Genomic DNA, 26198 nt, shown 5'->3' on the forward strand with positions numbered 1-26198 from the left:
TGCGTGACACGTACATGGACGTGCGCGTTGTCGGTCGCGCTGACGATGCTGACATCGCCGGCCGCGCACGCCGCGGACCTGCTCGGCGTGGTGGAAGACACGCTCGATCACGACGCGACGCTGGCCGCTTCGCGCGACGCGTACCGCGCGGCCATGCAGGCGGTCCCGAAGGCGCGCGCGGGCCTGATGCCGCGCGTGCAGGGCGGCTGGGGCCGCGCGTACAACGGCATCGTGATGGAAGACTTTCCCACCCAGCACTACTGGCAGAGCGGCTGGACCGTTTCGCTCGTTCAGCCGATTTTCGACTGGTCGCTCTGGACCGCGTATCGTCAGGCGGATTACGTGGTCGCGCGCGGCAAGCTGGAGACGGCGAGCGCGACGCAGGACGCGATCCTGCGCGCGGCGCAAGCCTATTTCGATGCGCTCGCCGCCGAGGACGAACTGGCGCGCGCCACCGCCTATCGCGCGGCGCTCGATACGCATTGCGCGCAGTTGGTGCGCGCGAAGGCGGCGGGCGAGGCCACGCTCGTCGATCTGCGCGAAGCCGAATCGAGCCGCGCGCAGGCTCAGGTGCAATGGCTCGATGCGCAGAGCCAGGCGAGGCTGACGCGGCTCGCGCTGGAGCGGCTGACCGGTAAGCCACCGGGCGCGCTTGCCGTGTTGCCAGCGCAGGTCGCACCACCCGCGCTCGCACCCGCCGACGTCGAACCGTGGGTCACGCAGGCGCAAACCCGTGCGTACGCGGTGCAGATCGGCGAGATGGCGTTGCAGGTCGCGAAGTTCGATACGCAGAAGGCGCAGGCCGCGCATTATCCGAACGTTTCGCTGCAAGTCACGCATACGCCGGCGGGTGCGGGCGGCGGCTACTCGCGTCCGACCACCACCACGACCGGCATGCTGCAAGTGACGATCCCCGTGTTTTCGGGCGGCGAAACCACGGCGCTCACGCGCGAAGCGCAGGCGCTCGAGGACAAGGCGCGCGATGAACTCGAAGCCGCCGTGCGCGACGCGGCGGCGAACGCGCGCGACGGCTGGCTGCGCGTGAACGCGGGTGTCGAGCGCAGCCAGGCGCTCGCGCAGTCGGCGCGGCGCGCGCAGGACGCGCTGGACGCCACGCGGATCGGTTTTCGCGCGGGTAGTCGCACGAGCGTCGACGTGCTTCGCGCGACCGACGCGCTCTATGCGAGCCAGCGCGATCAGATCCGCGCGCGCTACGACACGGTGCTCGCCTTGCTCAAGCTGCTGGCCGAAGCCGCGATTCTCGATCTCGATGAAGTGGGGCGTCTCAACACGCAGTTGTTCGGCCGTGAAGGCGAGGGCAAGATGGTCGACGTGCCCGCGCCGGTGAGGGCGACGACGATCGTCGAAGCGCACACGGCAGAGCCCGCACGGCTGCCGGAAAAAGCCGCATCGCCGGAAACAGCGCCTTACGCACGACGCCCGATGAGCGCCGCCGAGATGGCTCCGGCCGCATCGGTTTCCGGCGCAGTCTGGTAGCCATTTACACCGGCGCAACAAGCAAGAAAGCAAAGAAAAGAAAAGGCAAAGGCCCGAAGCATCGTCTGCTTCGGGCCTTTGCGTTTGACCGGTGACGCGCGCAGGCGTCATGCGCTTACTGTTTTGCGCCGCCCTGGAACCACATCGCGATCTTCTGGCGCTCGTCGTCCGTCATATGCGTGACGTTGCCGAGCGGCATCGCCTTGAGCGTCACCGCCTGCTGATACAGACGCTGCGCGTTCTGCGAGATTTCATCGGGCGTATCGAACATCACGCCGGCGGGCGCAGCGCCCATCATCGTCGGGTGGGCCGAGTGGCAGCCCGCGCAACGTTGCTGAAGAATCGGCTGGATGTCGCCGACCTTGAGCGTCGGCGCGTTCGCCGCTTCGGCTTGCGGCACGACCGGGCGCGGCAGCGTCCACACCAGCGCGACGAACATCAGCGCCACACCGCCGATCGGCAGATACCAGAGCTGCTGACCGCGATGACGCATCACGAAGAACTGGCGAATCAGCGCGCCGGCCAGCATGATCACGACGAGCACGGCCCAGTTGTAGGCGTGTGCGTACGTCATCGCGTAGTGGTTCGAGAGCATCGCGAACACCACCGGCAGCGTGAAATAGGTGTTGTGCACCGAACGCTGCTTGCCGCGCTTGCCGTAGATCGGGTTCGGCACTTCGCCCTTGAGCATCGCGGCGACCATCTTGCGCTGGCCCGGGATGATGACGAAGAACACGTTCGCCGACATGATCGTCGCCAGCATCGCGCCCATGATCAGATACGCGGCGCGGCCCGAGAAGATGTGGCAAGCGAGGTACGCGGCGATCACCACGTAAAGGCCCACGCATACGCCCAGCAGGCGGTCTTTCGTGCCGAGCAGGCGGCACAGCGAGTCATAGACGATCCAGCCAGCGGCGAGAAAGCCGAGCGCCGAGAAGATCGCCACGACCGGGCCCATGTCGAGCACGTTCTTGTCGATCAGATACGTGTTCGGCGCCATCAGATAGAGCACCGTGAACAGCGACGCGCCCGAGAGCCACGTCGTGTACGAAGGCCACTTCGACCAGTGCAGGTCGTCGGGCATTTCGGGCGGCGCAACCGTGTACTTCTGCATGTTGTAGAAGCCGCCGCCGTGCACGTGCCACAGTTCGCCGAACACGCCGCGACGGCGCTGGTTCGGGTCCGTCGGCGGTTTCAGGCTGTTGTCGAGCGCGACGAAGTAGAACGATTCGCCGATCCAGGCGATCGCCGCGATGACGTGGAACCAGCGCAGCGCGAGGTTCAGCCAGTCAGTGATAAAGCCTTCCATGAAACTCCTCCACTTCTGATTCGTGACGCGCGCTGGTCATCGTCCTGGGATCGATGCGCCGTCGCGCGCGGACTGCGGGGCTGGACGCCATGCAAAGAGGCGGCGTCGTGCAGGCAGGGCGCTTCAGTGCGCTCCACGGCGATACAGCGCCGTTGCCTCGACGTTGAATGTGTCTAGCCGCTGTCTTTGCGGTCCGTCTGTTGTTGTGTCTGTATCGTCTGCGCGATGCCGAAAAACGGCGCGCCTAGCTGCCGCGATACGTGCTGTACGCCCACGGCGAGACGAGCAGCGGCACGTGGTAGTGCGCGTTGACGTCGGCGATACCGAAGCGCAGCACCACGCGATCGACGAAGCGCGGCTCCGGCACCTTCACGCCGAGCGCCGCGAAGTAATCGCCCGCATGGAACACGAGTTCGTATTCGCCCGCGGCGAGCGCGACGCCTTCGAGCAGCGGTTCGTCGCAGCGGCCGTCGTGGTTGGTGGTCACGGTCTTCAGCGCCCGGCGTGCCTCGCCGTCGAGCGCATGAAGTTCGACCTTGATGCCCGCGCCGGGACGGCCGTTCGCGGTGTCGAGCACGTGGGTAGTCAGCTTGCCCATTCGCAGTTTTCCTTGTGTTTTGCTGGTGTCTTTGCGAGCTTGCGGCGGCAGCCCGATCCCGGAATTCGGTGCGGCGGATCGAGGCTCCACGTCGCTGGCGAGACAGTGGCTACATACCCGTCGGCGGATCGATGCGAGCGCCGTGAACGCATTTTAAGAACGATCGGGCCTCCAGCGCGCGAGCGATAGGAAAGATAATGCCGGCAGCATGAGCCTCGCGCACCGCGCCAGTCCTGGCGGCCTTCCGGTGCGATCCAACCCGCATTTTCCATGCGGGTTTTCACCCATGAGTGCATCCTCGCACAGCCAAAAATCGACCTTTATATGCTGGGCGTGAATTCGGGTATCTCATTGGCGCGAATTGTCAGCATTTTTTTGACCGCCGAAGGTAGAGGTCATGCGCTGCCTCGCCGGCTGAACGGCGGGCGGCGCATCCCGAAGACGGCGCTGCGCGCCGGGTAACCGGGCCAGCGGCGTCCTTGCGGGGATGCGTCGGCACCGGTTTCCGGCTCGGCGGCGCGTGCGGCAGGGACGTCTGTCAACACCCAGGGCCAGGGCCCGAACGCCGCGGCACAGCAGGGCCGCCGCGGCACGACAACGGAGCGAACAGACACGATGGAACCCACGAACCGCACGACGAACGGCATGGCGCGCGAACCCGGCAAGGGCAAGACCCTGCTGGTGAAGAACGCCGACATGCTGGTGACGATGGACGGCGCGCGCCGCGAGATTCGCGGCGGCGGCCTTTATGTCGAGGACAACCGCATCGTCGCGGTCGGACCGACGGCGGAATTGCCGTCCGACGCCGACGACGTGATCGACGCCACCGGCCATCTCATCACGCCGGGCCTCGTCAACACGCATCACCACATGTACCAGAGCCTCACGCGCGCGCTGCCCGCCGCGCAGAACGCCGAACTGTTTGGCTGGCTCACGAATCTCTACAAGGTGTGGGCGAATCTCACGCCCGAGATGATCGAGGTGTCGACGCTCACGGCGATGGCCGAGTTGCTGCTGTCGGGCTGCACGACGTCGAGCGACCATCTGTACATCTATCCGAACGGCAGCCGTCTCGACGACAGCATCCGCGCGGCGCAGCAGATCGGCATGCGCTTTCATGCGAGCCGCGGCAGCATGAGCGTCGGGCAGAAAGACGGCGGTTTGCCGCCCGATTCGGTGGTCGAGCGCGAGGACGCGATTCTCGCCGACACGCAGCGCCTCATCGAGACGTATCACGACGAGGGCCGCTACGCGATGCTGCGCGTGGTGGTCGCGCCGTGTTCGCCGTTCTCGGTGAGCCGCGACCTGATGCGCGAGTCGGCGACGCTGGCGCGGCACTACGGCGTCTCGATGCACACGCACCTCGCGGAGAACGTCAACGACATCGCCTATAGCCGCGAAAAATTCGGCATGACGCCGGCGCAATACGCGGAGGATCTGGGCTGGATTGGCCCCGACGTCTGGCATGCGCACTGCGTGCAGCTCGACGATCACGGCATCGGCCTGTTCGGGCGCACGGGCACCGGCGTCGCGCATTGTCCGTGCTCGAACATGCGGCTCGCATCGGGCATCGCGCCGGTCAAGAAGATGCGGCTCGCGGGCGTGCCGGTCGGGCTCGGCGTCGACGGCTCGGCGTCGAACGACGGCGCGCAGATGGTGGCCGAGGCGCGTCAGGCGATGCTGCTCGCGCGCGTCGGTTTCGGCCCCGATGCGATGACCGCGCGCGAGGCATTGGAAATCGCCACGCTGGGCGGCGCGAAAGTGCTGGGGCGCGACGACATCGGCGCGCTGGCACCCGGCATGGCGGCGGATTTCGTCGCGTTCGATCTGCGTCAGCCGTCATTTGCGGGCGCGTTGCACGATCCGGTCGCGGCGCTGGTGTTCTGCGCGCCGTCGCAGGTCGCGTTGAGCGTGATTGGCGGACGCGTGGTGGTGAAGGAAGGGGTGTTACAGACCGTCGAACTGGGTCCGGTGATCGAGCGCCACAACGCGCTCGCGGCGCGGCTCGTGCAGGCGGCGCGTTAATGCTTCGGTGATGAGTTGAGCAAGCGCGAAGCGGCGCCGAACGCCGCTTCGCCTGGACATCGTTTAAGGCTTGTCGATCAGCGTCTTCGTCGCTTCGGCGACGAGGCCGCGCAACCAGCGCACTTCGTCCGAATAATGACAACGCTCGTGCCACAACTGGTAGTACTGCATCGGCGGGAAATCGAGCGGCGCGGGCACGACCGTGAGCGGCAGGAAGCGCGCGTAGTGGTCGGCGAACAGACGCGTGGTCGTGAACACGAGATCCGACTTGATCAGCACGTAAGGCGCGAGATTGAAGTACGGCAGCGTGACGACGACGTGACGCTTGAGACGCTCGCGCGCGAGATGCACGTCGATGGCGCCGCGCTGGCCCACGGAATAGGGCGTGGGCGCGAGATGCGGTGCGTTCAGGTACTGATCGAGCGTGAGCCCGCCGCGCTTGGCGAACGGATGCGTGTTGCTCATCAGGCAGACGATCTGGTCGACGAACAGATTCGAGAGGTGCAGTTGCTCGGGCGGCTCGGGCCAGTTGCCGATGACGATATCGAGCTTGCCTTCTTCGAGCGCGAGTTCGTAATCGAACGCGGGACCGAGCGAATGGAATTCGAGCGTGGCGTTGGGCGCGGCCTGGCGGAAACGCTCGACGACGGTGGGCACGAACAGCACGTTCAGATAGTCGGGGCAACCGATGCGGTAGCAGCGAATGGACGTAGCCGGATCGAAATTATGCTGCTGGAAACGGATGCGTTCGATTTCGCGCAGCGCGTTCTGCACCGGTTCGAGCAGGCGCAGACCGTATTCGGTCGGCACCATGCCCGACTTGCCGCGCACGAGCAGCGGATCGCCCGTGATGTCGCGCAGACGGCGCAGCGCGGCACTGATTGCGGGTTGGGACTGATTGAGCTTGACGGCCGCGCGCGTGACGCTGCGCTCCATCAAGAGGGTGTGCAAGACGCGCAAGAGGTACGTGTCGATCGCCTCGCGTTGCTGACTCATGAACTACTCTCCGAATTATATGTTTTGGCTGATCGAAAGGCTTCGTGGGTATATGTTTTTTAATATGGACAAAAAGGGCCGTCAAGGGCGGCTTATACCGACGCCGTGTGAAAGCCCGGCCCACGTTGGCGCACGTCGGCCAAATAACCGGTATACGCCTGTGAGGTCTGGACGACGAACATTTTTGATGTCTCGACGTTGGCAGGGCTAACAGGTATCGTCACCCGCGCAGCGGCGCTTCGCGCGGCGCGGAACGAACCGGCTGGCGCCTCCGAACAGGCAATCGATTTCCGCGATTCAGCCGCACTCCGGCCGCACCTCGGCCGCAATGCAGGCGCACGACAACGAACTACGGCACAACCTCCATGGGCGACTCTTCTTCCCGTCAAGCCAGCACGCCGCGACTCGCGCTTTTTGGCATCACGAAGCAATATCCGGCGGTGCGCGCCAACGACGATGTCACGCTGACCGTCGCGCCCGGCGAAATCCACGCCTTGCTCGGCGAAAACGGCGCGGGCAAGAGCACGCTGATGAAAATCGTCTACGGCGCGGTGCGCCCGGACGCAGGCGAGATTCGCTGGGAAGGCGAGCGCGTCGAGATCGCGAGTCCGGCGGCGGCGCGCAAGCTCGGCATCGGCATGGTGTTCCAGCATTTTTCGCTGTTCGAAACGTTGACGGTGGGCGAAAACATCGCGCTCTCGCTCGACGAAACGTTCGATCTGAAGGCGCTCGCAAAACGCATCCGCGAAGTGTCGGCGCAATACGGACTCGACGTCGATCCGCAGCGCCACGTGCACAGCCTCACGGTGGGCGAGCGCCAGCGCGTGGAAATCGTGCGCTGCCTGTTGCAGAACCCGCGTCTGCTGATCATGGACGAGCCCACTTCGGTGCTCACGCCGCAAGCGGTGCGCAAGCTGTTCGGCACGCTGCGACGGTTGGCGTCGGAAGGCTGCAGCATTCTCTACATCAGCCACAAGCTCGACGAGATTCAGGAACTCTGCGATACGGCCACCGTGCTGCGCGGCGGCAAGGTCACGGGCAACGTGAATCCGCGCGAGGAAACGCATGCTTCGCTCGCGCGCCTGATGGTGGGCCGCGAATTGCCCGATTACACGCGTCGTGCGCACACGCCCGGCGACGTGCTGCTCGACGTGAAGCAGCTTTCCATGCCGAGCGACGATCCGTTCGGTACCTCGCTCAAGGACGTGTCGTTCGGCGTGCATAGCGGCGAGATTCTGGGGATCGCGGGCGTGTCCGGCAACGGGCAGGCCGAGTTGCTCGCCGCGCTCTCGGGCGAAGCGCAGACCACGCGCCACGGCATGCGCGCCGACGCGGTGACGATCTGCGGCAAGCCGGCCGCACGCATGTCGGCGGGCGCGCGCCGCAAGCTCGGCTTCGCCTTCGTGCCCGAAGAGCGGCTCGGACGCGGCGCGGTGCCGGCGATGTCGCTCGCGGAGAACGCGCTGCTGACGGCGCATCGCGAAGGCATGGTGCGCTCGGGCTGGCTCAAGACCGGCGCGATGCGCGCGTTCGCCGAACGCTGCATCGGCGCATTCGACGTGCGCTGCGGCGGTCCCGACGCGCTCGCGCAAAGCCTCTCGGGCGGCAATCTGCAAAAGTTCATCGTCGGGCGCGAGATTTTGCAGGCGCCGAAGGTGCTGGTGGTCGCGCAGCCCACGTGGGGCGTCGACGTCGGCGCGGCGGCGTTCATCCGGCAGCAGTTGCTCGATCTCTCGGCGCGCGGCGTGGCGATTCTCGTGATCTCCGAAGAACTCGAGGAACTGTTCGATATCTGCGATCGCATCGCCGTGCTTGCGGGCGGACGTCTGTCGCCCGCGCGCCTCACCGGCGAGACGAACGCCGAAGAAATCGGCCGCTGGATGGCGGGACTGTTCGGCGAACGCGCGGAACAGAACGGGCCGCAGACGGGCCCGCAGAACGGTGGCGAGCCGCCCGCCGAACCGGCCGCGCCGACGGCGCACGCGTGAGCGGCGCGACACGACCTAACACGCCGCGCATACCGACAACGACGCAACGTTTCCGATTCCACCGCCATGATTTTTCCCTACCGACTCGAAGCCCGCACGACGCCGTCCCGCACGGTGCGCATTGCCGTGCCGCTGATCGCCGCGCTTCTCACGCTCGCGATCGGCTTTCTGATCTTCGGCCTCGTCGGACGCGATCCCTTGCAGGCGATGCACGCGTTCTTCATCGAGCCGCTGTCCAGCGTCAACGGCTGGAGCGAACTGCTGCTCAAGGCCTCGCCGCTGTGCCTGATCGCGCTGGGTCTCGCGGCGGGCTATCGCGCCAACGTCTGGAACATCGGCGCCGAAGGGCAGATGGTGCTCGGCGGCATCGCCGCCAGCGGCGTGGCGATCTATTTCGACCAGTCGACGGGCTGGTGGATCCTGTTCCTGATGATGCTCGCCGGCGTGCTCGGCGGCATGGCCTGGGCGGCGATTCCCGCGTGGCTCAAGAGCCGTTTCAACACCAACGAAATCCTCACGAGCCTGATGCTCACCTACGTCGCGACGCAATTGCTGATCTGGCTCGTGAGCGGTCCGTGGCGCGATCCGAACGGCATGAATTTTCCGCTCTCCGAAATGTTCAGCGGCGACGCGCTCTATCCGACCTTCGGCGGCGACTGGCGCATTCACTGGCTGCGCGGCACGCGTCTGAACGCGTCGATCTTCCTGACGCTCGCGGCCATTCCGCTCGTCTGGCTGTTCATGCGCCGCAGCTTCGCGGGCTATCGGATGAGCGTGGGCGGTCTTGCGCCGCTCGCCGCGCGCTACGCCGGTTTCTCCGAGAAGAAGACCATCTGGACTTCGCTCCTGCTCTCGGGCGGCCTCGCTGGTCTCGCGGGCATGGGCGAGATCGCCGGTCCGATCGGCCAGTTGCAGGCGACGTGGTCGCCGGGTTACGGCTTCACGGCGATCATCGTCGTGTTCGTGGGGCGGCTGCATCCGGTCGGCATCGTGCTCGCCAGTCTGCTGATGGCGCTGCTGTATCTCGGCGGCGAAGCGGTGCAGACCTCGCTGCAACTGCCGCAGGCGCTTTCGGGCGTGTTCCAGGGCTTGCTGCTGTTCTGCCTGCTCGGCGCGGACCTGTTCGTGAACTACCGCATCCGTCGCCGCCATACCGTGGCGACGGCAGGCTGACACCGCCATCCGCGTCGCCTTTCGTCGCAACTAGCAACTAGCAACTCGTAACTCGCGCACTCGCCACACCAACGCATCCGAAACAGGTCACACGACATGGATATCCAGCAAGCCAGCTCGCTCGCGTCGAGCGCCGTCACCGCCGCCATTCCGCTGATGTTCGCGGGCGTGGGCGAACTCGTCACGGAGAAGTCGGGCGTGCTCAACCTCGGCGTCGAAGGCATGATGCTGATGGGCGCCGTCACCGGCTACGCGGTCACGACGATCAGCGGCAACCCGTGGCTCGGGCTCGTGGCGGGCATGGCCGCCGGTGTGGCGATGTCGCTGCTGTTCGGCTTCCTCGTCCTCACTATGCAGGCCAACCAGGTCGCCACGGGACTGTCGCTGACGATCTTCGGCGTCGGTCTTTCCGCCTACGTCGGCAAGCCGTACACCTCGGCCGCCACCTCGGCGACGATAGCCGCGTGGCCGATTCCCGGGCTGTCGCATCTGCCGGTCGTCGGCCCGGCGTTCTTCAATCTCACGCCCGTCGATTACCTCGCGTTCGCCATGTTCGCGGTGGTCGGCTGGTTCCTCTACCGCACGCGTGCGGGTCTCGTGCTGCGCTCGGTCGGCGAGTCGCCGCAGGTCGCGCACTCGGTGGGCTTTCCGGTGATCGGCGTGCGTTACGGCGCGACCGCGTTCGGCGGCGCGATGGCGGGGCTCGCGGGCGCGTATTACTCGGTCGTGCAACTGCATCTGTGGCAGGAGCAGATCACGGCGGGTCGCGGCTGGATCGCGCTCGCGCTCGTGGTGTTCGCGACGTGGCGGCCGGGGCGTCTGCTGATCGGCGCGCTGCTGTTCGGCGCGGTCACGGGCGCGCAGTTCTACGCGCAGGCCGTGGGCGTGCCGGTGCCGACGCAGTTCCTCGCCATGCTGCCGTACGTGGCGACCATCGTCGTGCTGGTGCTCATCTCGCGCAATCCGAACACCATTCGCCTCAACGCGCCGGCCTCGCTTGGCAAGTCGTTCTTTGGCGCGGCTTGAAACATTCGACAACAACAGAAGCGCTCGCAGTTTCTCAATTCACGACCGGAGATCCACACAATGAAAAAAACCCTCCTGACCGCTTTCGCCGTCGCCGCCACGTGCGGCACGGCGGCGCTCGTCCCGGCCGCGCAGGCCGCCGATGCGCCGGGCGTCGCGTTCGTCTACCTCGGCAATCCCGGCGATGCCGGCTGGACCTACGCGCACGATCAGGGCTCGAAGGCCGCCGAACAGAAGTTCGGCAACAAGATCAAGATCACGCGCGTGGAGAACGTGCCGGAATCGGCGGACTCGGAGCGCGTGTTCCGCGATCTCGCGAGCAAGGGCAACAAGATCATCTTCGGTTCGAGCTTCGGTTATCAGGACTTCGAACTGAAAGTGGCGAAGGACTTCCCGGACACCGTGTTCCTGCACGCGACCGGCTACAAGAAAGCGCCGAACTTCGGCACCTATGATGTGCGCATGTATCAGGGCGCGTATCTCGCGGGCGTGGCCGCCGGTTATGCGACGAAGACCAACACGCTCGGCTTCGTGGCCTCGGTGCCGATTCCCGAAGTGGTCCGCAACATCAACGCGTACACGCTGGGCGCGCGTTCGGTAAATCCGAAGGTCCACACCAAGGTTATCTGGATCAACAGCTGGTTCGATCCGGGCAAGGAAAAGCAGGCCGCCGAAACGCTGATCGGGCAGGGCGCCGACGTGCTGCTGCAAAACACCGATTCGAGCGCCACGCTCGCGACCGCCGAAGAAAAGCACGTGCACGCGTTCGGCTGGGATTCGAACATGAAGAAGTTCGGCCCGCACGCGCATCTCGGCTCGGTCGAGGCGAACTGGGGCGTGTACTACGTCGCCGCGATCCAGCAGGTGCTCGACGGCAAGTGGAAGAACGATCCGGTCTGGTGGGGCATTCCGCAAAAGGCCGTCGATCTCGGCGACGTGAATACGGCCGATCTGTCCGCCGACGCGCAGAAGGCCGTCGCCGCGAAGCGCGAAGCGATCGCCAGCGGCAAGTGGGATGTGTTCACGGGCCCGATCAAGGATCAGACGGGCGCGGTCAAGGTCGCGGCGGGCAAGACGCTCACCGACCCGGAACTGCAACGCCTGAACTGGTACGTCGAGGGCGTGGACGGCTCGCTGCCGAAGTGATGGCGACACAAGTGGGGAAATGAGCGGCGGGGAAATGAGCGGCGAAATAAGTGCGGCGCGTTTCCTCAGATTATTTCGCGCTCAGGACGTGAAACGGCAGCGCGAGGCCCGAGGGCTTCGCGCTGCCGTTTTGTCTTTGGCTGCGTGACCGGCCGCGCGCGGCTAGTCGTCGATGCGCATGCCCACCTTGATCGTCACCTGCCAGTGCGAAATCTGGTCGTTTTCGATCAGGCCGCGCGTTTCCACGACCTCGAACCAGTGCAGATGACGCAACGTTTTCGACGCGCGCGTGATGGCGCAGCGGATGGCGTCGTCGCTGGACACCTGGGACGATCCGGTGAGTTCGATCTGCTTGTAGACATGGTCGCTCATGACAGTGTCTCCGTTGGGCACGGTTGTTCGGGGATGCGCCAATCGAGTATAGATACGGTTGGGTGCGGATGCGCGCTGAGGCGGCCAGGCCGCCGGTTATGATGGCGCCTCGCGGAATCCGCGTGCATTGCGCATGCCCGGTGCCGAAGCCGGAGCGACGTCAAGCAACGCCGTACCGCACATCACGACGAGCCACGCCACGCAGGAGACGAAGCACATGCAGGAGCAGGACAAAACCGAACTGGGATTTTGCGGCCCGGGATTGATGGGCGCGCCGATGATCCGCCATCTGCTGCGCGCGGGGCACGCGGTGAGCGTGTGGAACCGCACTGCCGCGAAGGCCGAAGCGCTCGTCGCCGACGGCGCGCGCGTGGTCGCCACGCCGCGTGAACTCGCGCGCCGGGCCGAGGTGGTGCTGCTCTGCGTCGCGGACGGCGCGGCGGTCGAGCAGACCGTCTTCGGCGACGACGGCCTGCTGGCCACGCCCGACGACGCGCGCCGCGTGCGCCTGATCGTCGATCATTCGAGCATTCCGCCGGGCCTCACGCGCGAACTGGCCGAACGCGCAGCGGCGCTGGGCGTCGGCTGGGTGGATGCGCCGGTGTCGGGCGGCGTGGGCGGCGCGCAGGCGGGCACGCTCGCGGTGATGGCGGGCGGCGCGGCGCAGGACGTGGCGACGGTCGAGCCGGTGCTGGCCGCCTACGCGGCGCGGGTCACGCACATGGGCGGACCGGGCGCGGGGCAGACGACCAAACTCTGCAATCAGGCCATCGTGACCGCCACGGTCGCGGCGATCGCCGAAGCGGTGAGCCTCGCGCGCCGCAGCGGCATCGACGCCGCCAGGCTGCCCGATGCGCTCGCGGGCGGCTGGGCCGACTCCACGCTGCTGCGCACCTTCGTGCCGCGCATGACACAGGACGGGCTCGCGCCGATCGGCGCCCTGAAAACGTTTCAGAAGGACGTCGATACGGTCGCCGACGCCGCGCGCGAAACCGGCACGCCGATGCCGGTCGCGGGCACGGTGCAGCAATTGCTGCGTCTGGCGGAAGCGATGGGGCTCGCGCAGGCCGACTTCTCCGGTTTCGTCGACATTCTGCAGACGCCGCGTCAGGGCTGAATCCGGCGCTGAATCGGCGCTGAACCCGGTGCGCTGGGGGCCGGATGCGCGGACGAATTCCGGCCGTGCCACGCTCCGCAGCATGAATCTGCCACGAATTTCCCGTAATTTGCCGAGGCGCGGTCCTGTCGCCGGACAGGTGGCAGCCGCGCGCGAACTGGCATAACCTGCTAAAATTACAGGTTTTTCGTCGATCTACTTTCGGGACGCGCTGTGCTCTCTACCGCCAACATCACCATGCAATTCGGGCCGAAGCCCTTGTTCGAGAACATCTCGGTCAAATTCGGCGAAGGCAACCGCTATGGCCTGATCGGCGCGAACGGTTGCGGCAAGTCCACGTTCATGAAGATCCTCGGTGCCGACCTCGAGCAAAGCTCGGGCAACGTCATCCTCGAGCCGAACGTGCGCCTCGGCAAGCTGCGCCAGGATCAGTTCGCGTATGAAGACGTGCGCGTGCTCGACGTCGTCATGATGGGCCACACCGAAATGTGGGCCGCGATGACCGAGCGCGACGCGATCTACGCGAACCCCGAAGCGACCGACGACGACTACATGAAGGCCGCCGACCTCGAGACCAAGTTCGCCGAGTACGACGGCTACACGGCCGAAGCGCGCGCGGGCGAGCTGCTGCTGGGCATCGGCATCGACACGGAATTCCATCAGGGCCCGATGAGCGCCGTGGCGCCGGGCTGGAAGCTGCGCGTGCTGCTCGCCCAGGCGCTGTTCTCGAAGCCGGACGTGCTGCTGCTCGACGAACCGACCAACAACCTCGACATCAATTCGATCCGCTGGCTGGAAGATGTTCTGAACGAGTACAACTCGACCATGATCATCATTTCCCACGATCGACACTTCCTGAACCAGGTCTGCACGCACATGGCGGACATGGATTACGGCACGTTGAAGGTCTATCCGGGCAACTACGACGACTACATGCTGGCGTCGGCGCAGGCGCGCGAGCGTCAGGCCAATGCGAACGCGAAGGCGAAGGAACGCGTCGCCGACCTGCAGGACTTCGTGCGCCGCTTCTCGGCGAACAAGTCGAAGGCGCGTCAGGCCACCAGCCGTCTGAAGATGATCGACAAGATCAAGATCGAGGAATTCAAGCCCTCGTCGCGTCAGAACCCGTTCATCCGCTTCGAGTTCGAGAAGAAGCTGCACAACATCGTCGTGGTCGCGGACGAGATCACGAAGACCTACGAACGCCGCATCTTCAACAAATTCAACATCAGCGTGCAGCCGGGCGAGCGCATCGCGATCATCGGGGAAAACGGCGCGGGCAAGACCACGCTGCTGCGCTCGCTGCTGGGCAACGTGGCGGTCGACAACGGGTCGGTGAAGTGGGCCGAAAACGCGAACATCGGCTACATGCCGCAGGACACGTACGAAGAATTCCCGGCCGACGTCACGCTGATGGACTGGATCGACCAGTACCGCCAGGAAGGCGACGACGAGCAGTCGGTGCGCGGCACGCTGGGCCGTCTGCTGTTCAACGCCGATGACATCAAGAAGTCGGTCAAGGTGCTGTCGGGTGGCGAGAAGGGCCGCATGATCTGGGGCAAGCTGATGCTGGGCCGCCACAACGTGCTGCTGATGGACGAGCCGACCAACCACATGGACATGGAATCGATCGAGTCGCTGCAAATCGCGCTCGAAAAGTTCGAAGGCACGCTGATCTTCGTGTCGCATGACCGTGAATTCGTGAACGGCCTGGCGAATCGCATCATCGAAGTGAAGACCAACGGCACGATCAACGACTACAGCGGCAACTATGAGGACTTCCTGGCGAGCCAGGGTCTGCATTGAGCGCAGTTTGCTGATTGCTGATAGCGGCATGAAATGAAAACGGGCGACGCGTAAAGCGTCGCCCGTTTTGTTTTGGTGGTCCATTCCGCGTAGCGCAGGGCGTCGCCGCCACTTTACGTAACCGTCAACCACGCTAGAATGCAGTGTTGCCGTTGCGTGGGCCTCGACGCCCGCGCCGCCCCGAAACACGTCCGGCGTGCGTCAAACAGGCATGCGGCAAGAACACCAACAGACACGGAGACAGGAGCACACCGCATGAACAATTACGCCCAGCTCTACATCAACGGCCAATGGGTCGCGCCGCATGGCAAAGGCACGATCGACGTCTTCGACTCGGGCACGGAGGCCGTGATGGGCCGCATTCCCGAAGGCGTCGAAGCCGATGCCGAAGCGGCCGTCGCCGCCGCGCGCGCCGCATTCGACGCCTGGTCCGCGACACCCTCCGCCGAGCGCGGCGCCTATCTGCAAAAGATCGCCGAGAACCTCAAGGCCCGCACCGACGAACTCGCGCAACTGATCGCCGGCGAAGTCGGCATGCCGCTCAAGCTCGCGCGCGCGATCCAGGTCGGCGGTCCGGTCTACAACTGGGGCGCCTACGCGAAGCTCGCAAGCGAGTTCCCGTACGAGGAGCGCGTCGGCAATTCGCTGGTCGTGCGCGAGCCGGTCGGTGTGGTCGCGGCGATCACGCCCTGGAACTATCCGCTCAACCAGATCACGCTCAAGGTCGCCGCCGCGCTCGCCGCAGGCTGCACCGTCGTGCTCAAGCCGTCCGAAATCGCGCCGCTCAATGCGTTCGTGCTCGCCGAGGCCATTCATGCGGCGGGCCTGCCGGCCGGCGTGTTCAATCTCGTCACGGGCTACGGCCCGGTTGTCGGCGAACTGCTTGCGCGCCATCCGCAGGTCGACATGGTGTCGTTCACGGGTTCCACGCGCGCGGGCAAGCGTGTCTCGGAAGTGGCCTCGGCGACGGTCAAGCGCGTGGCGCTCGAACTCGGCGGCAAGTCGGCCTCGGTCCTGCTCGACGACGCCGATTTCGCGGCGGCCGTCAAAGGCACCGTCGGCGCGTGCTTTCTGAACTCGGGGCAGACCTGCTCGGCGCACACGCGCATGATCGTGCCGGAATCGCGCTACGAAGAAGCGCGCGCGCTCGCGAAAGAGGCGGTCGAAGCCTACACGGTCGGCGATCCGCGCGACGAGAAGGCGAAGCTCGGCCCGCTCGCCTCGAAGGTGCAGCAGGAGCGCGTGCAGCACTACATCGAACGCGGCATCGCGGATGGCGCCGAACTCGTGACCGGCGGCGCGGGCCTGCCTGAAGGCGTGACGCAGGGTTTCTTCGTGAAGCCGACCGTGTTCGGCCGCGTGCCGCGCGACGCCGCCATCGCGCAGGAGGAAATTTTCGGCCCGGTGTTGGCGATCCTCACGGCGAAGGACGAAGACGACGCCGTCGCTATCGCCAACGACTCGCTCTACGGTCTCGGCGGCGCGGTCTGGGCGGGCAGCGACGAGCGCGCGATGCGCGTGGCGCGACGTATCCGCACAGGTCAGATCGACATCAACGGCGGCGCGTGGAACATGGCCGCGCCGTTCGGCGGCTACAAGCAGTCGGGCCACGGTCGCGAGAACGGCGTCTACGGTCTGGAGGAGTACCTGGAATACAAATCGATGCAGTTCAAAGTGCCGAAAGCCTGATCTGTAGGCGCTTTTGCGCCTTGCAAATGTTTCGGCGTGACGTGTTGATGCGAATCATCCATGCGGGGTTCTTCATAAGACCCCGCATTTTTCATTGATTAATCGCAATGTGATCTGTGGGCGGCGCGCGACCATTATCGTTTTGTCATCGACAACGCAAAGCGGGTCACCATGTTTCCTACTCATTCGTTCTCGCCGCTCGTCATCCGCGGGCGTCAACTGCTGCCGGTCGTGCAAGGCGGCATGGGCGTCGGCATTTCGGCTCACCGGCTCGCGGGCAGTGTCGCGCGCGAAGGCGCGCTCGGCACCATCGCGAGCATCGACCTGCGCCATCATCACGCCGACCTCGCCGATGAATGCCGCGAAGATCACTCGCACGAAACGCTCGCACGCGCGAACCTGATCGCGCTCGGCCGCGAGATCGCCGCTGCGCGCCAGCTCGCCAGCGGCAACGGCATGATCGCCGTGAACGTCATGAAGGCCGTGAGCGCCCACGCCGACTATGTGCGCACGGCCTGCGAGGAAGGCGCCGACGCCATCGTCATGGGTGCCGGTCTGCCGCTCGATCTGCCCGATATGACCGCCGGCGTCGATATCGCGCTCGTGCCTATCCTGTCGGACGCGCGCGGGGTCGCACTGGTGCTCAAGAAGTGGGCGAAGAAGGGGCGTCTGCCCGACGCCATCGTGCTCGAACACCCGGCGCATGCGGGCGGCCATCTCGGTGTGACCGACATCGCCGACATGGACAACGAGCGTTTCGCGTTCGACCGCATCTTCGCCGATCTCGACGAGGTCTACGCCTCGCTCGGCATCACGCGCCGCGACGTGCCGCTGATCGTCGCGGGCGGCATCAACAGCCACGAAGCCGTGCGCAAGTGGCTGGAGGCGGGCGCCAACGGCGTGCAGGTCGGCACGCCGTTCGCTGTCACCGAGGAAGGCGACGCGCATCCGAACTTCAAGCGAGTGCTGGCCGACGCCACGCCCGAAGACATCGTCGAATTCGTCAGCGTGACGGGTCTGCCTGCGCGGGCCGTGAAGACGCCGTGGCTCGACCGTTACCTGCGCAACGAATCGCGTATCCGCGCGAAAATCGGCTCGATCAAGCTGGCCTGCCCGACCGGGCTCGACTGCCTGTCGATGTGCGGGCTGCGCGACGGTATCGAAAAATTCGGCCACTTCTGCATCGACACGCGTCTCGCGGCGGCTTTGCGTGGCGACGTGTCGAACGGGCTGTTTTTCCGGGGGCGCGAGTCGTTGCCGTTCGGCAACGCGATCCGCAGCGTGCGCGATCTGCTGGAGCTGCTTTTGACGGGGGTGTTGCGGCCGGCGGTCGCCAAACGGGCCGCTTTTGCGCTGAGTTGAGGGTGCAGTTGAGCGTCGGGAATTGACGCCCGGCGCGCCGCTCGGGCAGGAAAAAAACGCCGGTTCGTCCGGCGTTTTTCATGTGTGCGGCGTCAGGCGTTCTTCTTCTGGAAGCGCATGGCCGTGCCTTCGCGCTCGATGCGCGTCCAGACGGCGCGCTTTTCCTCGTCGCTGAGGAACACCCAGTTGGAGACTTCCATCGCGGTGCGGCCGCAGCCTTTGCAGATGTCGTCGAAGAGCGTCGAGCACACGCCGATGCACGGGCTGTCGGGGAGGTCGTGAAGATTGGATGCCATGAAATATCTTGGGGCGGGATGACCGGCGCGGTCACGTGCCGGTCGGGACCAGAAACCCCGCTATGTTAGCCGATCCGGCCAACTGCGGCCCGACGCCACGGCGGGCGCCGTCGCGCGCAGTCAGCGCGCAATGCTGTAGCCGATCCGCGCAACCCAGTGCTGGCGCTGGTTGTAGTCGAGCAGATCCTCCCCGTAACCGTTGAAATAGCCGATCCACAGATAGCCACCCCACTTGCTGCTGATCAGCCGCGAGAGCGGGTAGGTGAGCTGGGCGTCGACGCTGCCGTACCCGTGTTTCGTGCCCTTGCGCAGCGTCGTGGCGAGCTGCCAGCCGTCCGGGCTGCCGTACTTGATCAGCAGGTCCATGTAGCCGCGGTAATCGGCAATGTCCTCGTTGTCCGATTTGCTGAGGTAGTAGTACAGCTTCGGCGAAACCGTCACGTGGTAGTCGTCCACGTTGCCGAACTCCCACGTGGGCCGCACGAACACGATGTTGATGCCGCGCGACGCCGCGCCCGACTGGCCATTCGACTCGTGACCGACGCCCGCCGCGATGCCCATGCGCGTGAACCAGTCGCTCTTCCAGCCGGTATCCGGGATGTAATAGAACAGCTGCGGCATGTAGCTCGTGTCGCGGAACGGCGCCGAGGTCGCGCTCAGATCCCAGATCGAATTCTGCGTGTAAGCAAAATAAAGGTTGTCGAAGAAACCTTTCGAGCGCAGGTCGTCCGGCATGATGATCCGGTACTTGAAGCTGAGCTGGAAGCGCGCGGTCGTGTCACCGTTCTTGCCCACGCCGACGTACATCGGCTCGTAGTAGGACAGGCGCGCGAGCGTGCTGCGGCCCGTCGTGGCGAGCGAGTCGGCGGCGGGCGCAATGGCGCTGTCGGCGCCGGTGGCTTCGATGGCGGCGATCCTGGCGGGCGAGGTCGCGGCGCTTTCGGCGCGCGCGGTCTGGACGACGGCGGCCTGGTTCGGGCCGCGATTGAGCACGACGAGCGCGGGCGAGGCGTCGAAGCCCACCGGATCGATGCGCACCGCGCCGCGCGCGCTGTCAGGCCACGGCGCACGGTAGCGCACCTTGCGGAACTGGCCGGGCCGCAACGTCAACCTGTCGGGCACGCCGGGCTCGCGCACGAGATCGAGCGGCGCGGGCGCGACGTCGCCGTTCGTCAGCGTTACGCGCAGCGTCGCGGGCAGCGTGACCTTGAGCGGGCGGCCGTCGTCGGCGGTGACGAGCAGGGTGAGTTCGAGCGGCTGGGAGGCGGCGACTTCGCGCGGCGGCTGCAGCATGGCGATGCTCGCGTGCGCGGCCGGCGCGGCGGCAAGACCCGCGGCGGCCATTGCCAGCGCCGGAATCAAAGTCGATGCGCGATGGATCACGGCGGCTTGGCTTCGGCGGCGCCACGGCGATTGCGCGCGGATTGTGCCCCTGCGCGCCCGGAAAGGCATCCAGGTCGGCAAAAGCGGCGCAGAAGACACACAGGACAGAAGACGGCGAAACCAAAGGCTAAGGCAAGGCGCGGGAGTATCGAGGCTCATGCGTCGGGTCGTCAGGAGGCGGGCGGTGGTCGGAGGGGCGCGCGGGGCGGTGCATGCCGCCCTGAGGCTCGCGAGGCGCGGGCCCGGTCTGCTCAGGTTTTTTTTACCACGCGTCCCGCCCCGGCGCGCCGGATGTGCCCCCGCGATGGCGTGCCGCACGCCCCGGCCTGCGCGGCGCCTCGGCGTCGCCCGCGTCGCGCGAATGTCGCACGGTCCGGTTTTTTCGGTGGACAGGGACGCATAAACGGCTAAAATTGCGCCCGATTTGCCATCGGCGCCGCACGGAGAATGCGTGTTCCGTTTGCGCGACATGCGGCCGTTCTTTTTTGGCGCCTGGCATGTTTGATGGTAGGTTCGGTAAATTCTGGGGGCCGCGCGAGGCGCGGCGACATGCGAGGCAAAAACAAAGGGCGGGCGCGAGCCGCGCCGTGGCTGAGTGAATCGGAGAACGGGATGAAGAAACGGGTTTGGGCGCATCTGGGTGCGATCGCGTTGTGCGCGGCGCCGTGGGTGTCGTCGGTGGCGAAAGATACGCAACTGAACGTGTACAACTGGTCCGATTACATCGCCAAGGACACGATTCCGAACTTCCAGAAGCAAACCGGCATTCAGGTCAAGTACGACAACTACGATAGCGACGACACGCTCCAGGCCAAGCTCCTCGCGGGCAACTCGGGCTACGACATCGTTGTGCCGACCAGCAATTACGCGGGCAAGCAGATCGCCGCCGGCATTTTCTCGCCGATCGACAAGTCGAAGATCCCCAATCTCAAGTATCTCGATCCGCAGCTGATGGCGCTCGTCGCCGGCGCGGATCCGGGCAACAAGTTCGCGGTGCCCTGGGCGTATGGCACGACGGGTCTCGCCTACAACGTCACGAAGGCGCAGCAGATCCTCGGCAAGAACGTGCCGCTCGACAACTGGGACATCCTCTTCAAGCCCGAGAACATCTCGAAGCTGAAGGCGTGCGGCGTCTCGGTGCTCGACGCGCCGGACCAGATGTTCGCGGCCGCGCTGCACTACATCGGCAAGGATCCGCTCTCGACGAACCCGGACGACTATCGCGCCGCGCTGGCGATGATGAAGAAGATCCGTCCGTACATCACGCAGTTCAACTCGTCGGGCTATATCAACGACATGGTCGGCGGCGACGTCTGCTTCGCCTACGGCTGGTCGGGCGACGTCGTGATCGCCAAGCATCGCGCGATCGAGGCGAAGAAGCCGTACAAGATCGAGTACTACATTCCGAAGGGCGGCGCGCCGATCTGGTTCGACGTGATGACCATCCCGAAGGATGCGCAGCACAAGGAAGCCGCTTACGAGTGGATCAACTACATCGAGACGCCGCAGGTGCACGCGGCGATCACGAATACGGTGTTCTACCCGAGCGCGAATGCGGAAGCGCGCAAGTACGTGAACAAGGACATCGCCAACGACCCGGCCGTCTACCCGCCGCCCGAGGTCCTGAAGACCCTGTTCCTGCTCAAGCCGCTGCCGCCTGAGATCCAGCGTCTGCAGACGCGTCTGTGGACCGAATTCAAGTCGGGCCGCTGACGCGCCGCGCAGCAGACTGATCGTTTTACCCGAGCCCTCGGCACGACGCCGGGGGCTTTGTTCGTCAACCCCGTCCAGTAGTCAGGCAGAACCAGGCAGGGCAGAGAGAATCATGAGTGACCAGTCGAGCGCGCCGGCAACCGCCGGTGTGCTGCCTTCGGGCTTCGCCGCGGCCAACGGTGCCAATCCCGCCGCGGACAACTTCGTGCAGGTCGTGGATGTCGTCAAGAAGTTCGGCGACACCACGGCCGTCAAGGGCGTCAACCTGTCGGTCAAGAAGGGCGAGCTGTTCGCGCTGCTCGGCAGCTCGGGCTGCGGCAAGTCCACCTTGCTGCGCATGCTCGCCGGTCTGGAGACCGTCACGTCGGGCAAGATCCTGATCGACGGCGAAGACCTCGCCACGCTGCCGCCGTACCGCCGTCCGGTCAACATGATGTTCCAGTCGTATGCGCTCTTTCCGCATATGACCGTGGAATCGAATGTGGGCTTCGGGCTGCGCCAGGAAGGCGTCAAGAAGGGCGAGCTCAAGGATCGCGTGGCCAACGCGCTCGAACTCGTGCAGATGACGCGTTTCGCGAAGCGCAAGCCGCATCAGTTGTCGGGCGGCCAGCAGCAGCGCGTCGCGCTCGCGCGCTCGCTCGTCAAGCGTCCCAAGCTGCTGCTGCTCGACGAGCCGATGTCGGCGCTCGACAAGCAGATTCGCCAGCGCACGCAGATCGAGCTCGTCAATATTCTCGACAAGGTCGGCGTCACCTGCATCATGGTCACGCACGACCAGGAAGAAGCGATGACGATGGCGGGCCGCCTCGCGGTGATGAGCGAAGGCCAGATCGTCCAGCTCGGCACGCCCAACGAGGTCTACGAGTATCCGAACAGCCGTTTCTCGGCGGAATTCATCGGCTCGACCAATCTGTTCGACGGCAACGTCGTGGAAGACGAACCGGACCACGTGTTCGTCGAGTCGGCGGATCTGCCCGTGCGCCTGTACGTGAACCACGGCATCACCGGCCCGCTCGGCATGCCCGTGACGATCTCGGTGCGCCCCGAGCGCATCTCGCTCACGCGCAAGCCGCCCGAGGGCGTGTTCAACTGGGGCAAGGGCGTCGTCAAGAACATCGCCTACATGGGCGGCTACTCGCTGTATCACGTCAAGCTCGAATCGGGCAAGACGGTGATCGCGAACATGTCGAGCCTCGCGCTCTCCGAGATCGACTCGCCCACCTGGGAGGACGAAGTCTACGTGCGCTGGAGCGCCTCGGCCGGCGTGGTGCTGACCTCATGAGCGCGCCGACCTTCAAGGACGTGCTGCACTGGCCGGCGCGGCGCTTCAACCTGACGGGCCGCACCGCCGTGGTGGCGGGGCCGTTCTTCTGGTTGCTGCTGTTCTTCCTCGTGCCGTTCATTCTGGTGGTGAAGATCAGCTTCGCCGACCAGCAGCTCGGCATTCCGCCGTACACGGAACTCACGTCGTTCAGCGACGGCGTCTGGCACATCGCGCTCGACCTCTCGCATTACGCGTTTCTGTTCCAGGACAGCCTGTACTTCGCGACCTACGTGAACTCGGTGGTCGTGGCGGCCATTTCGACGCTGCTGTGTCTGCTGATCGGCTATCCGATGGCGTACTACATCGCGCGCTCGAATCCGGCCACGCGCAACATCCTCATGATGGCCGTGATGCTGCCGTTCTGGACGTCGTTCCTGATTCGCGTCTACGCGTGGATCGGCATTCTGAAGAACAACGGACTGCTGAACAATTTCCTGATGTCGGTCGGCATCATTCATTCGCCTATCGAGCTGTATCACACGAACACGGCGGTCTATATCGGCATGGTCTATTCGTACCTGCCGTTTCTCGTGATGCCGCTTTACGCGCACCTCGTGAAAATGGATCTCACGCTGCTCGAGGCCGCTTACGACCTCGGCGCGAAGCCGTGGCGCGCGTTCCTCGAAATCACGCTGCCGCTCTCGAAGAACGGCATCATCGCGGGCTGTCTGCTGGTGTTCATTCCGGCGGTCGGCGAGTACGTGATTCCGGAACTGCTCGGCGGCGCGAACACGCTGATGATCGGCCGCGTCATGTGGAACGAGTTCTTCGATAACGCCGACTGGCCGATGGCGTCCGCCGTCACCTGCGCGATGGTGCTGCTGCTGCTCGTGCCGATGGCGCTGTTCCAGCACTTCCAGGCGAAGGAACTGGAGGGCCGCGGCAAATGAAACCGAATCGCGTCCTGCAATTCATCGCGCTCGGCCTCGGCTTCGCGTTCCTCTACATTCCGATCGTCAGCCTGATCGTCTATTCGTTCAACGAGTCGCAACTCGTGACGGTGTGGACGCATTTCTCGACGCGCTGGTATCAGGCGCTCGCGACCGACGACGAACTCATCAACGCCGCGTGGCTCTCGCTGCGCATCGCGCTGATGACGGCGTTCGCCTCGGTGATCATCGGCACGTGGGCGGGTTTCGTGCTCGCGCGCATGGGCCGTTTTCGCGGCTTCACGCTCTACACGGGCATGATCAACGCGCCGCTCGTGATCCCCGAAGTGATTCAGGGCATTTCGCTGCTGCTGCTGTTCGTCGAAATGGGCAAGCTGCTCGGCTGGCCCGCGGGCCGCGGCGTGTTCACGATCTGGATCGGTCACGTGATGCTCTGCATCTCGTACGTCGCGATCATCGTGCAGTCGCGCGTGCGCGAGCTGAATCCCTCGCTCGAAGAGGCCGCGCTCGACCTCGGCGCCACGCCGTTCAAGGTGTTCTTCCAGATCACGCTGCCGCTGATTTCGCAGGCGCTCGCGGCGGGCTGGCTGCTGTCGTTTACGCTGTCGATCGACGACCTCGTGCTCTCGGCGTTCCTCTCGGGCCCCGGCTCGACGACGCTGCCGCTCGTGGTGTTCTCGCGCGTGCGTCTGGGCCTGAATCCGGAAATGAATGCGCTCGCGACGCTGTTCATCGGCGTCGTGACGGTGGGCGTGATCGTCGGCAATTACTTCATGCAGCGCGCCGAACGTCGGCGCTCGGCGATGGCGGTCTGAGGGTTTCGCTGCTTCGGCGGCGTCGCCAAAACAGACAAAACGGCGCGTGGACTTCGGTCTGCGCGCCGTTTTTCTTTTCGGGCGTGCGGGTTTAAGAGCCGCTTGTTTAGAGCCGGCTTTTAAAGCCGATACCCCATTCGAAAACCGCCCCAATGCCGTCCGTTGACGAAGATCGGCGCGGACGCGTCCTTCATCATCGCGAACTGGCCGCCGCCCATATCGCGCCGATACGTCTGCAACAGAAACGGCTTCGTATGCGAGCCCGCGGCGAGCCCGGTGCGGTCGTTGAAGATGCGCCGGTTGCGGCAGTTCGCGGCGTTCCATACCGGATCCGCGCCTTGTGGATGCGAGAACTTGCGGTTGTGCGTGGGAATGTAGCCGAGCGGATCGATGGCGGCGCAGAAAGCCACGCGCTCGTCGAGTTGCAGCAGCGGTTCGAGAATCGGCGGCAGCACGCGGTCGGTGAACGCGGTGAAGCGCGTCATGTGCTGCTGCGGCTGCGTGTTCGGCACCGGCGCGTGGTGGCGGTCGAACAGATCGGCCTCGCTGATCTCGCCGCGCGCGACGGCCGCTTCGAAGAGCTTGCCGACCTGCGCCGCCGCGCGCTGCACGCTGTCGATGAAACGCGTGTCCTCGGTTTCCACGCCGGTCGCGGCCGAGAGTTCGATGAGCGTCTCCGAGACCGCAAGCAGCTTGCCGAGCTGATCCTTGGCCTGCGCGAAATTGCGGCTCGAATCCTCGACGCCGTTGGCCATCTCGCTGACCTGCGATTCGAGACCGTCGCACTTCGCTTCGATCTCGCCGGTGAGTTTGGCGATCTCTCCGGCGTGCGCGTCGAGCAGGGTGATCGCATCGCCAGTGCTGTGCACGGCCTCGCCGATCGCGCGCGTGCCTTCGCGCACGCGATGCGCGCGCTCGGTGTTGGCGGCGCCTTCGACGATCAGACGCTCGGTCTGCTGCGTGAGTTTCGCGAGCGTCTGTTCGATCTGTCCGGTGGCTTGCGCGGTCTTGGCGGACAGGTTCTTCACCTCGGCGGCGACCACCGCGAAGCTCTTGCCGGATTCCCCCGCGCGCGCGGCCTCGATGGCGGCGTTCAGCGCGAGCAACTGGGTCTGGCGCGCGATCAGCGAAATTTCCTCGGAAACCCGCGAGACGTGTTCGAGCGCCGCCTTGAGCGCGCCGATCTGGGTTTCGATGACGGTCACGCCCTCGACCAGCCCGTGAATGTCGCCGAGCGACGCCTCGATGGTCTGCTGCGAGGCCTGCACATTGGCGGCCGTCCCGGCGCTGACTTCGCGCATGGCGCGCGCGGCGGTGGCGATCTGATGGTTCCCCGCGAGCGTGTGCGCGGCCGACTCGCGCAAGGCGTCGCACACGTCCGCCTGATGCCCGACGCGGGCCGCCACGGCCTCGACGTTGCCGGACACGTCGCAGATTTCAATGCCAAGCCGGCCCGCGTGCGCGGCGATATCGCCAACGATCGAGGCCGATTTTCCTGAGCGGCGGCGGCCGCGCCAGGCCAGGCGCAAAACTGTCATCGGAAGTCTCCTTGCTCTACGTATTCGCTGCGGCGATGCGTGTCGCGCCCGGTCGTCGCGCCACGCATGCATGACGCGTGCGCGATCGCCGGGATTTCAACGTGTTTACGGCAGCGCGGACGGCGACTTGAGCGG

At 65.4% G+C, this 26198-nt stretch carries 22 protein-coding genes; 15 read left to right on the forward strand and 7 right to left on the reverse strand.

Features of this window, described 5'->3' with window-relative positions; all coding sequences use genetic code 11:
• Positions 1-3: 3 nt before the first annotated feature.
• Positions 4-1497: a TolC family outer membrane protein gene (locus tag G5S35_RS06725; protein WP_237181354.1), complete on the forward strand. Its 1494-nt coding sequence runs from the start codon at positions 4-6 to the stop codon at positions 1495-1497.
• 115 nt (positions 1498-1612) lie between these two features.
• Here the strand turns inward: G5S35_RS06725 and G5S35_RS06730 are convergent, their stop codons facing one another.
• Complete coding sequence (locus tag G5S35_RS06730) at positions 1613-2806, reverse strand: urate hydroxylase PuuD (protein ID WP_124262043.1); 1194 nt, start codon at positions 2804-2806, stop codon at positions 1613-1615.
• 244 nt (positions 2807-3050) lie between these two features.
• Positions 3051-3404 carry a hydroxyisourate hydrolase gene (gene uraH, locus G5S35_RS06735; RefSeq protein WP_065060131.1) on the reverse strand — a complete coding sequence of 118 codons (354 nt, stop codon included), beginning with the start codon at positions 3402-3404 and terminating at the stop codon, positions 3051-3053.
• 270 nt (positions 3405-3674) lie between these two features.
• On the opposite strand from uraH, the gene G5S35_RS06740 reads away from it, so the two are divergent.
• Both G5S35_RS06740 and G5S35_RS06745 read left to right on the forward strand, forming a co-directional pair.
• The gene (locus G5S35_RS06740; protein ID WP_065060130.1) at positions 3675-3866 is read left to right on the forward strand and encodes a hypothetical protein; all 192 of its coding nucleotides are present in this window, start codon (positions 3675-3677) and stop codon (positions 3864-3866) included.
• A gap of 153 nt (positions 3867-4019) precedes the next feature.
• Positions 4020-5429 carry an 8-oxoguanine deaminase gene (locus G5S35_RS06745; protein ID WP_110329143.1) on the forward strand — a complete coding sequence of 470 codons (1410 nt, stop codon included), beginning with the start codon at positions 4020-4022 and terminating at the stop codon, positions 5427-5429.
• A 63-nt stretch (positions 5430-5492) separates the two neighbouring features.
• On the opposite strand, the gene G5S35_RS06750 is transcribed toward G5S35_RS06745, so the two are convergent.
• The gene (locus tag G5S35_RS06750) at positions 5493-6425 is read right to left on the reverse strand and encodes a LysR substrate-binding domain-containing protein (protein ID WP_065060128.1); all 933 of its coding nucleotides are present in this window, start codon (positions 6423-6425) and stop codon (positions 5493-5495) included.
• A gap of 365 nt (positions 6426-6790) precedes the next feature.
• Between G5S35_RS06750 and G5S35_RS06755 the strand changes: the two genes are divergently transcribed.
• The 4 genes from G5S35_RS06755 (at position 6791) to G5S35_RS06770 (ending at position 11758) form a co-directional block, all read left to right on the forward strand.
• Positions 6791-8413, forward strand: coding sequence for an ABC transporter ATP-binding protein (locus G5S35_RS06755; RefSeq protein WP_074984543.1), 1623 nt, complete (start codon positions 6791-6793; stop codon positions 8411-8413).
• Positions 8414-8479: 66 nt separating this feature from the next.
• Positions 8480-9586, forward strand: coding sequence for an ABC transporter permease (locus tag G5S35_RS06760; protein ID WP_065060127.1), 1107 nt, complete (start codon positions 8480-8482; stop codon positions 9584-9586).
• A 96-nt stretch (positions 9587-9682) separates the two neighbouring features.
• A complete protein-coding gene (locus G5S35_RS06765) occupies positions 9683-10612 on the forward strand; it encodes an ABC transporter permease (RefSeq protein ID WP_065060126.1) in 930 nt (309 codons plus the stop codon).
• A gap of 60 nt (positions 10613-10672) precedes the next feature.
• Positions 10673-11758, forward strand: coding sequence for a BMP family ABC transporter substrate-binding protein (locus G5S35_RS06770; protein WP_065060125.1), 1086 nt, complete (start codon positions 10673-10675; stop codon positions 11756-11758).
• Positions 11759-11920: 162 nt separating this feature from the next.
• On the opposite strand, the gene G5S35_RS06775 is transcribed toward G5S35_RS06770, so the two are convergent.
• A complete protein-coding gene (locus G5S35_RS06775) occupies positions 11921-12130 on the reverse strand; it encodes a dodecin (protein WP_065060124.1) in 210 nt (69 codons plus the stop codon).
• A 217-nt stretch (positions 12131-12347) separates the two neighbouring features.
• On the opposite strand from G5S35_RS06775, the gene G5S35_RS06780 reads away from it, so the two are divergent.
• The 4 genes from G5S35_RS06780 (at position 12348) to G5S35_RS06795 (ending at position 18104) form a co-directional block, all read left to right on the forward strand.
• Positions 12348-13247 carry an NAD(P)-dependent oxidoreductase gene (locus G5S35_RS06780; protein WP_065060353.1) on the forward strand — a complete coding sequence of 300 codons (900 nt, stop codon included), beginning with the start codon at positions 12348-12350 and terminating at the stop codon, positions 13245-13247.
• A 213-nt stretch (positions 13248-13460) separates the two neighbouring features.
• A complete protein-coding gene (locus tag G5S35_RS06785; protein ID WP_110329145.1) occupies positions 13461-15053 on the forward strand; it encodes an ABC-F family ATPase in 1593 nt (530 codons plus the stop codon).
• 255 nt (positions 15054-15308) lie between these two features.
• Complete coding sequence (locus G5S35_RS06790) at positions 15309-16742, forward strand: aldehyde dehydrogenase family protein (RefSeq protein WP_183038761.1); 1434 nt, start codon at positions 15309-15311, stop codon at positions 16740-16742.
• A gap of 171 nt (positions 16743-16913) precedes the next feature.
• Entirely contained in the window at positions 16914-18104 is a 1191-nt protein-coding gene (locus tag G5S35_RS06795; protein WP_183038762.1) for an NAD(P)H-dependent flavin oxidoreductase, read from the forward strand.
• A gap of 92 nt (positions 18105-18196) precedes the next feature.
• Here G5S35_RS06795 and G5S35_RS06800 read toward each other — a convergent pair whose 3' ends face one another.
• Both G5S35_RS06800 and G5S35_RS06805 read right to left on the reverse strand, forming a co-directional pair.
• Entirely contained in the window at positions 18197-18400 is a 204-nt protein-coding gene (locus tag G5S35_RS06800; protein ID WP_074984548.1) for a DUF1289 domain-containing protein, read from the reverse strand.
• 120 nt (positions 18401-18520) lie between these two features.
• Positions 18521-19744, reverse strand: coding sequence for a phospholipase A (locus tag G5S35_RS06805; RefSeq protein WP_234774757.1), 1224 nt, complete (start codon positions 19742-19744; stop codon positions 18521-18523).
• A 651-nt stretch (positions 19745-20395) separates the two neighbouring features.
• Here G5S35_RS06805 and G5S35_RS06810 point away from each other — a divergent pair.
• The 4 genes from G5S35_RS06810 to G5S35_RS06825 all read left to right on the forward strand — a co-directional run bounded on the left by G5S35_RS06810 (position 20396) and on the right by G5S35_RS06825 (position 24525).
• The gene (locus tag G5S35_RS06810; protein WP_065059395.1) at positions 20396-21496 is read left to right on the forward strand and encodes a polyamine ABC transporter substrate-binding protein; all 1101 of its coding nucleotides are present in this window, start codon (positions 20396-20398) and stop codon (positions 21494-21496) included.
• A 112-nt stretch (positions 21497-21608) separates the two neighbouring features.
• Complete coding sequence (locus tag G5S35_RS06815; protein ID WP_065059396.1) at positions 21609-22778, forward strand: ABC transporter ATP-binding protein; 1170 nt, start codon at positions 21609-21611, stop codon at positions 22776-22778.
• Complete coding sequence (locus G5S35_RS06820) at positions 22775-23710, forward strand: ABC transporter permease subunit (RefSeq protein ID WP_065059397.1); 936 nt, start codon at positions 22775-22777, stop codon at positions 23708-23710. Before G5S35_RS06815 ends, G5S35_RS06820 begins: the two co-directional genes overlap by 4 nt.
• Positions 23707-24525, forward strand: a complete 819-nt coding sequence (locus G5S35_RS06825; RefSeq protein ID WP_065059398.1) for an ABC transporter permease subunit — start codon at positions 23707-23709, stop codon at positions 24523-24525. Before G5S35_RS06820 ends, G5S35_RS06825 begins: the two co-directional genes overlap by 4 nt.
• Before the next feature lie 119 nt (positions 24526-24644).
• Here the strand turns inward: G5S35_RS06825 and G5S35_RS06830 are convergent, their stop codons facing one another.
• Positions 24645-26063: a methyl-accepting chemotaxis protein gene (locus G5S35_RS06830; RefSeq protein WP_183038763.1), complete on the reverse strand. Its 1419-nt coding sequence runs from the start codon at positions 26061-26063 to the stop codon at positions 24645-24647.
• Positions 26064-26198 lie beyond the last annotated feature (135 nt).

This window comes from Paraburkholderia tropica, from assembly GCF_014171495.1.
GTDB classification, from domain to species: Bacteria; Pseudomonadota; Gammaproteobacteria; order Burkholderiales; family Burkholderiaceae; genus Paraburkholderia; species Paraburkholderia tropica.

Excerpts from the sequence above, each read along its gene's own strand:
- G5S35_RS06730 (WP_124262043.1), bottom strand. The coding sequence starts at position 2,806 with ATGGAAGGCTTTATCACTGACTGGCTGAACCTCGCGCTGCGCTGGTTC.
- uraH (WP_065060131.1), bottom strand. The coding sequence starts at position 3,404 with ATGGGCAAGCTGACTACCCACGTGCTCGACACCGCGAACGGCCGTCCC.
- G5S35_RS06740 (WP_065060130.1), top strand. The coding sequence starts at position 3,675 with ATGCGGGTTTTCACCCATGAGTGCATCCTCGCACAGCCAAAAATCGAC.
- G5S35_RS06745 (WP_110329143.1), top strand. The coding sequence starts at position 4,020 with ATGGAACCCACGAACCGCACGACGAACGGCATGGCGCGCGAACCCGGC.
- G5S35_RS06750 (WP_065060128.1), bottom strand. The coding sequence starts at position 6,425 with ATGAGTCAGCAACGCGAGGCGATCGACACGTACCTCTTGCGCGTCTTG.
- G5S35_RS06755 (WP_074984543.1), top strand. The coding sequence starts at position 6,791 with ATGGGCGACTCTTCTTCCCGTCAAGCCAGCACGCCGCGACTCGCGCTT.
- G5S35_RS06760 (WP_065060127.1), top strand. The coding sequence starts at position 8,480 with ATGATTTTTCCCTACCGACTCGAAGCCCGCACGACGCCGTCCCGCACG.
- G5S35_RS06765 (WP_065060126.1), top strand. The coding sequence starts at position 9,683 with ATGGATATCCAGCAAGCCAGCTCGCTCGCGTCGAGCGCCGTCACCGCC.
- G5S35_RS06770 (WP_065060125.1), top strand. The coding sequence starts at position 10,673 with ATGAAAAAAACCCTCCTGACCGCTTTCGCCGTCGCCGCCACGTGCGGC.
- G5S35_RS06775 (WP_065060124.1), bottom strand. The coding sequence starts at position 12,130 with ATGAGCGACCATGTCTACAAGCAGATCGAACTCACCGGATCGTCCCAG.
- G5S35_RS06780 (WP_065060353.1), top strand. The coding sequence starts at position 12,348 with ATGCAGGAGCAGGACAAAACCGAACTGGGATTTTGCGGCCCGGGATTG.
- G5S35_RS06790 (WP_183038761.1), top strand. The coding sequence starts at position 15,309 with ATGAACAATTACGCCCAGCTCTACATCAACGGCCAATGGGTCGCGCCG.
- G5S35_RS06795 (WP_183038762.1), top strand. The coding sequence starts at position 16,914 with ATGTTTCCTACTCATTCGTTCTCGCCGCTCGTCATCCGCGGGCGTCAA.
- G5S35_RS06800 (WP_074984548.1), bottom strand. The coding sequence starts at position 18,400 with ATGGCATCCAATCTTCACGACCTCCCCGACAGCCCGTGCATCGGCGTG.
- G5S35_RS06805 (WP_234774757.1), bottom strand. The coding sequence starts at position 19,744 with ATGGCCGCCGCGGGTCTTGCCGCCGCGCCGGCCGCGCACGCGAGCATC.
- G5S35_RS06810 (WP_065059395.1), top strand. The coding sequence starts at position 20,396 with ATGAAGAAACGGGTTTGGGCGCATCTGGGTGCGATCGCGTTGTGCGCG.
- G5S35_RS06815 (WP_065059396.1), top strand. The coding sequence starts at position 21,609 with ATGAGTGACCAGTCGAGCGCGCCGGCAACCGCCGGTGTGCTGCCTTCG.
- G5S35_RS06820 (WP_065059397.1), top strand. The coding sequence starts at position 22,775 with ATGAGCGCGCCGACCTTCAAGGACGTGCTGCACTGGCCGGCGCGGCGC.
- G5S35_RS06825 (WP_065059398.1), top strand. The coding sequence starts at position 23,707 with ATGAAACCGAATCGCGTCCTGCAATTCATCGCGCTCGGCCTCGGCTTC.
- G5S35_RS06830 (WP_183038763.1), bottom strand. The coding sequence starts at position 26,063 with ATGACAGTTTTGCGCCTGGCCTGGCGCGGCCGCCGCCGCTCAGGAAAA.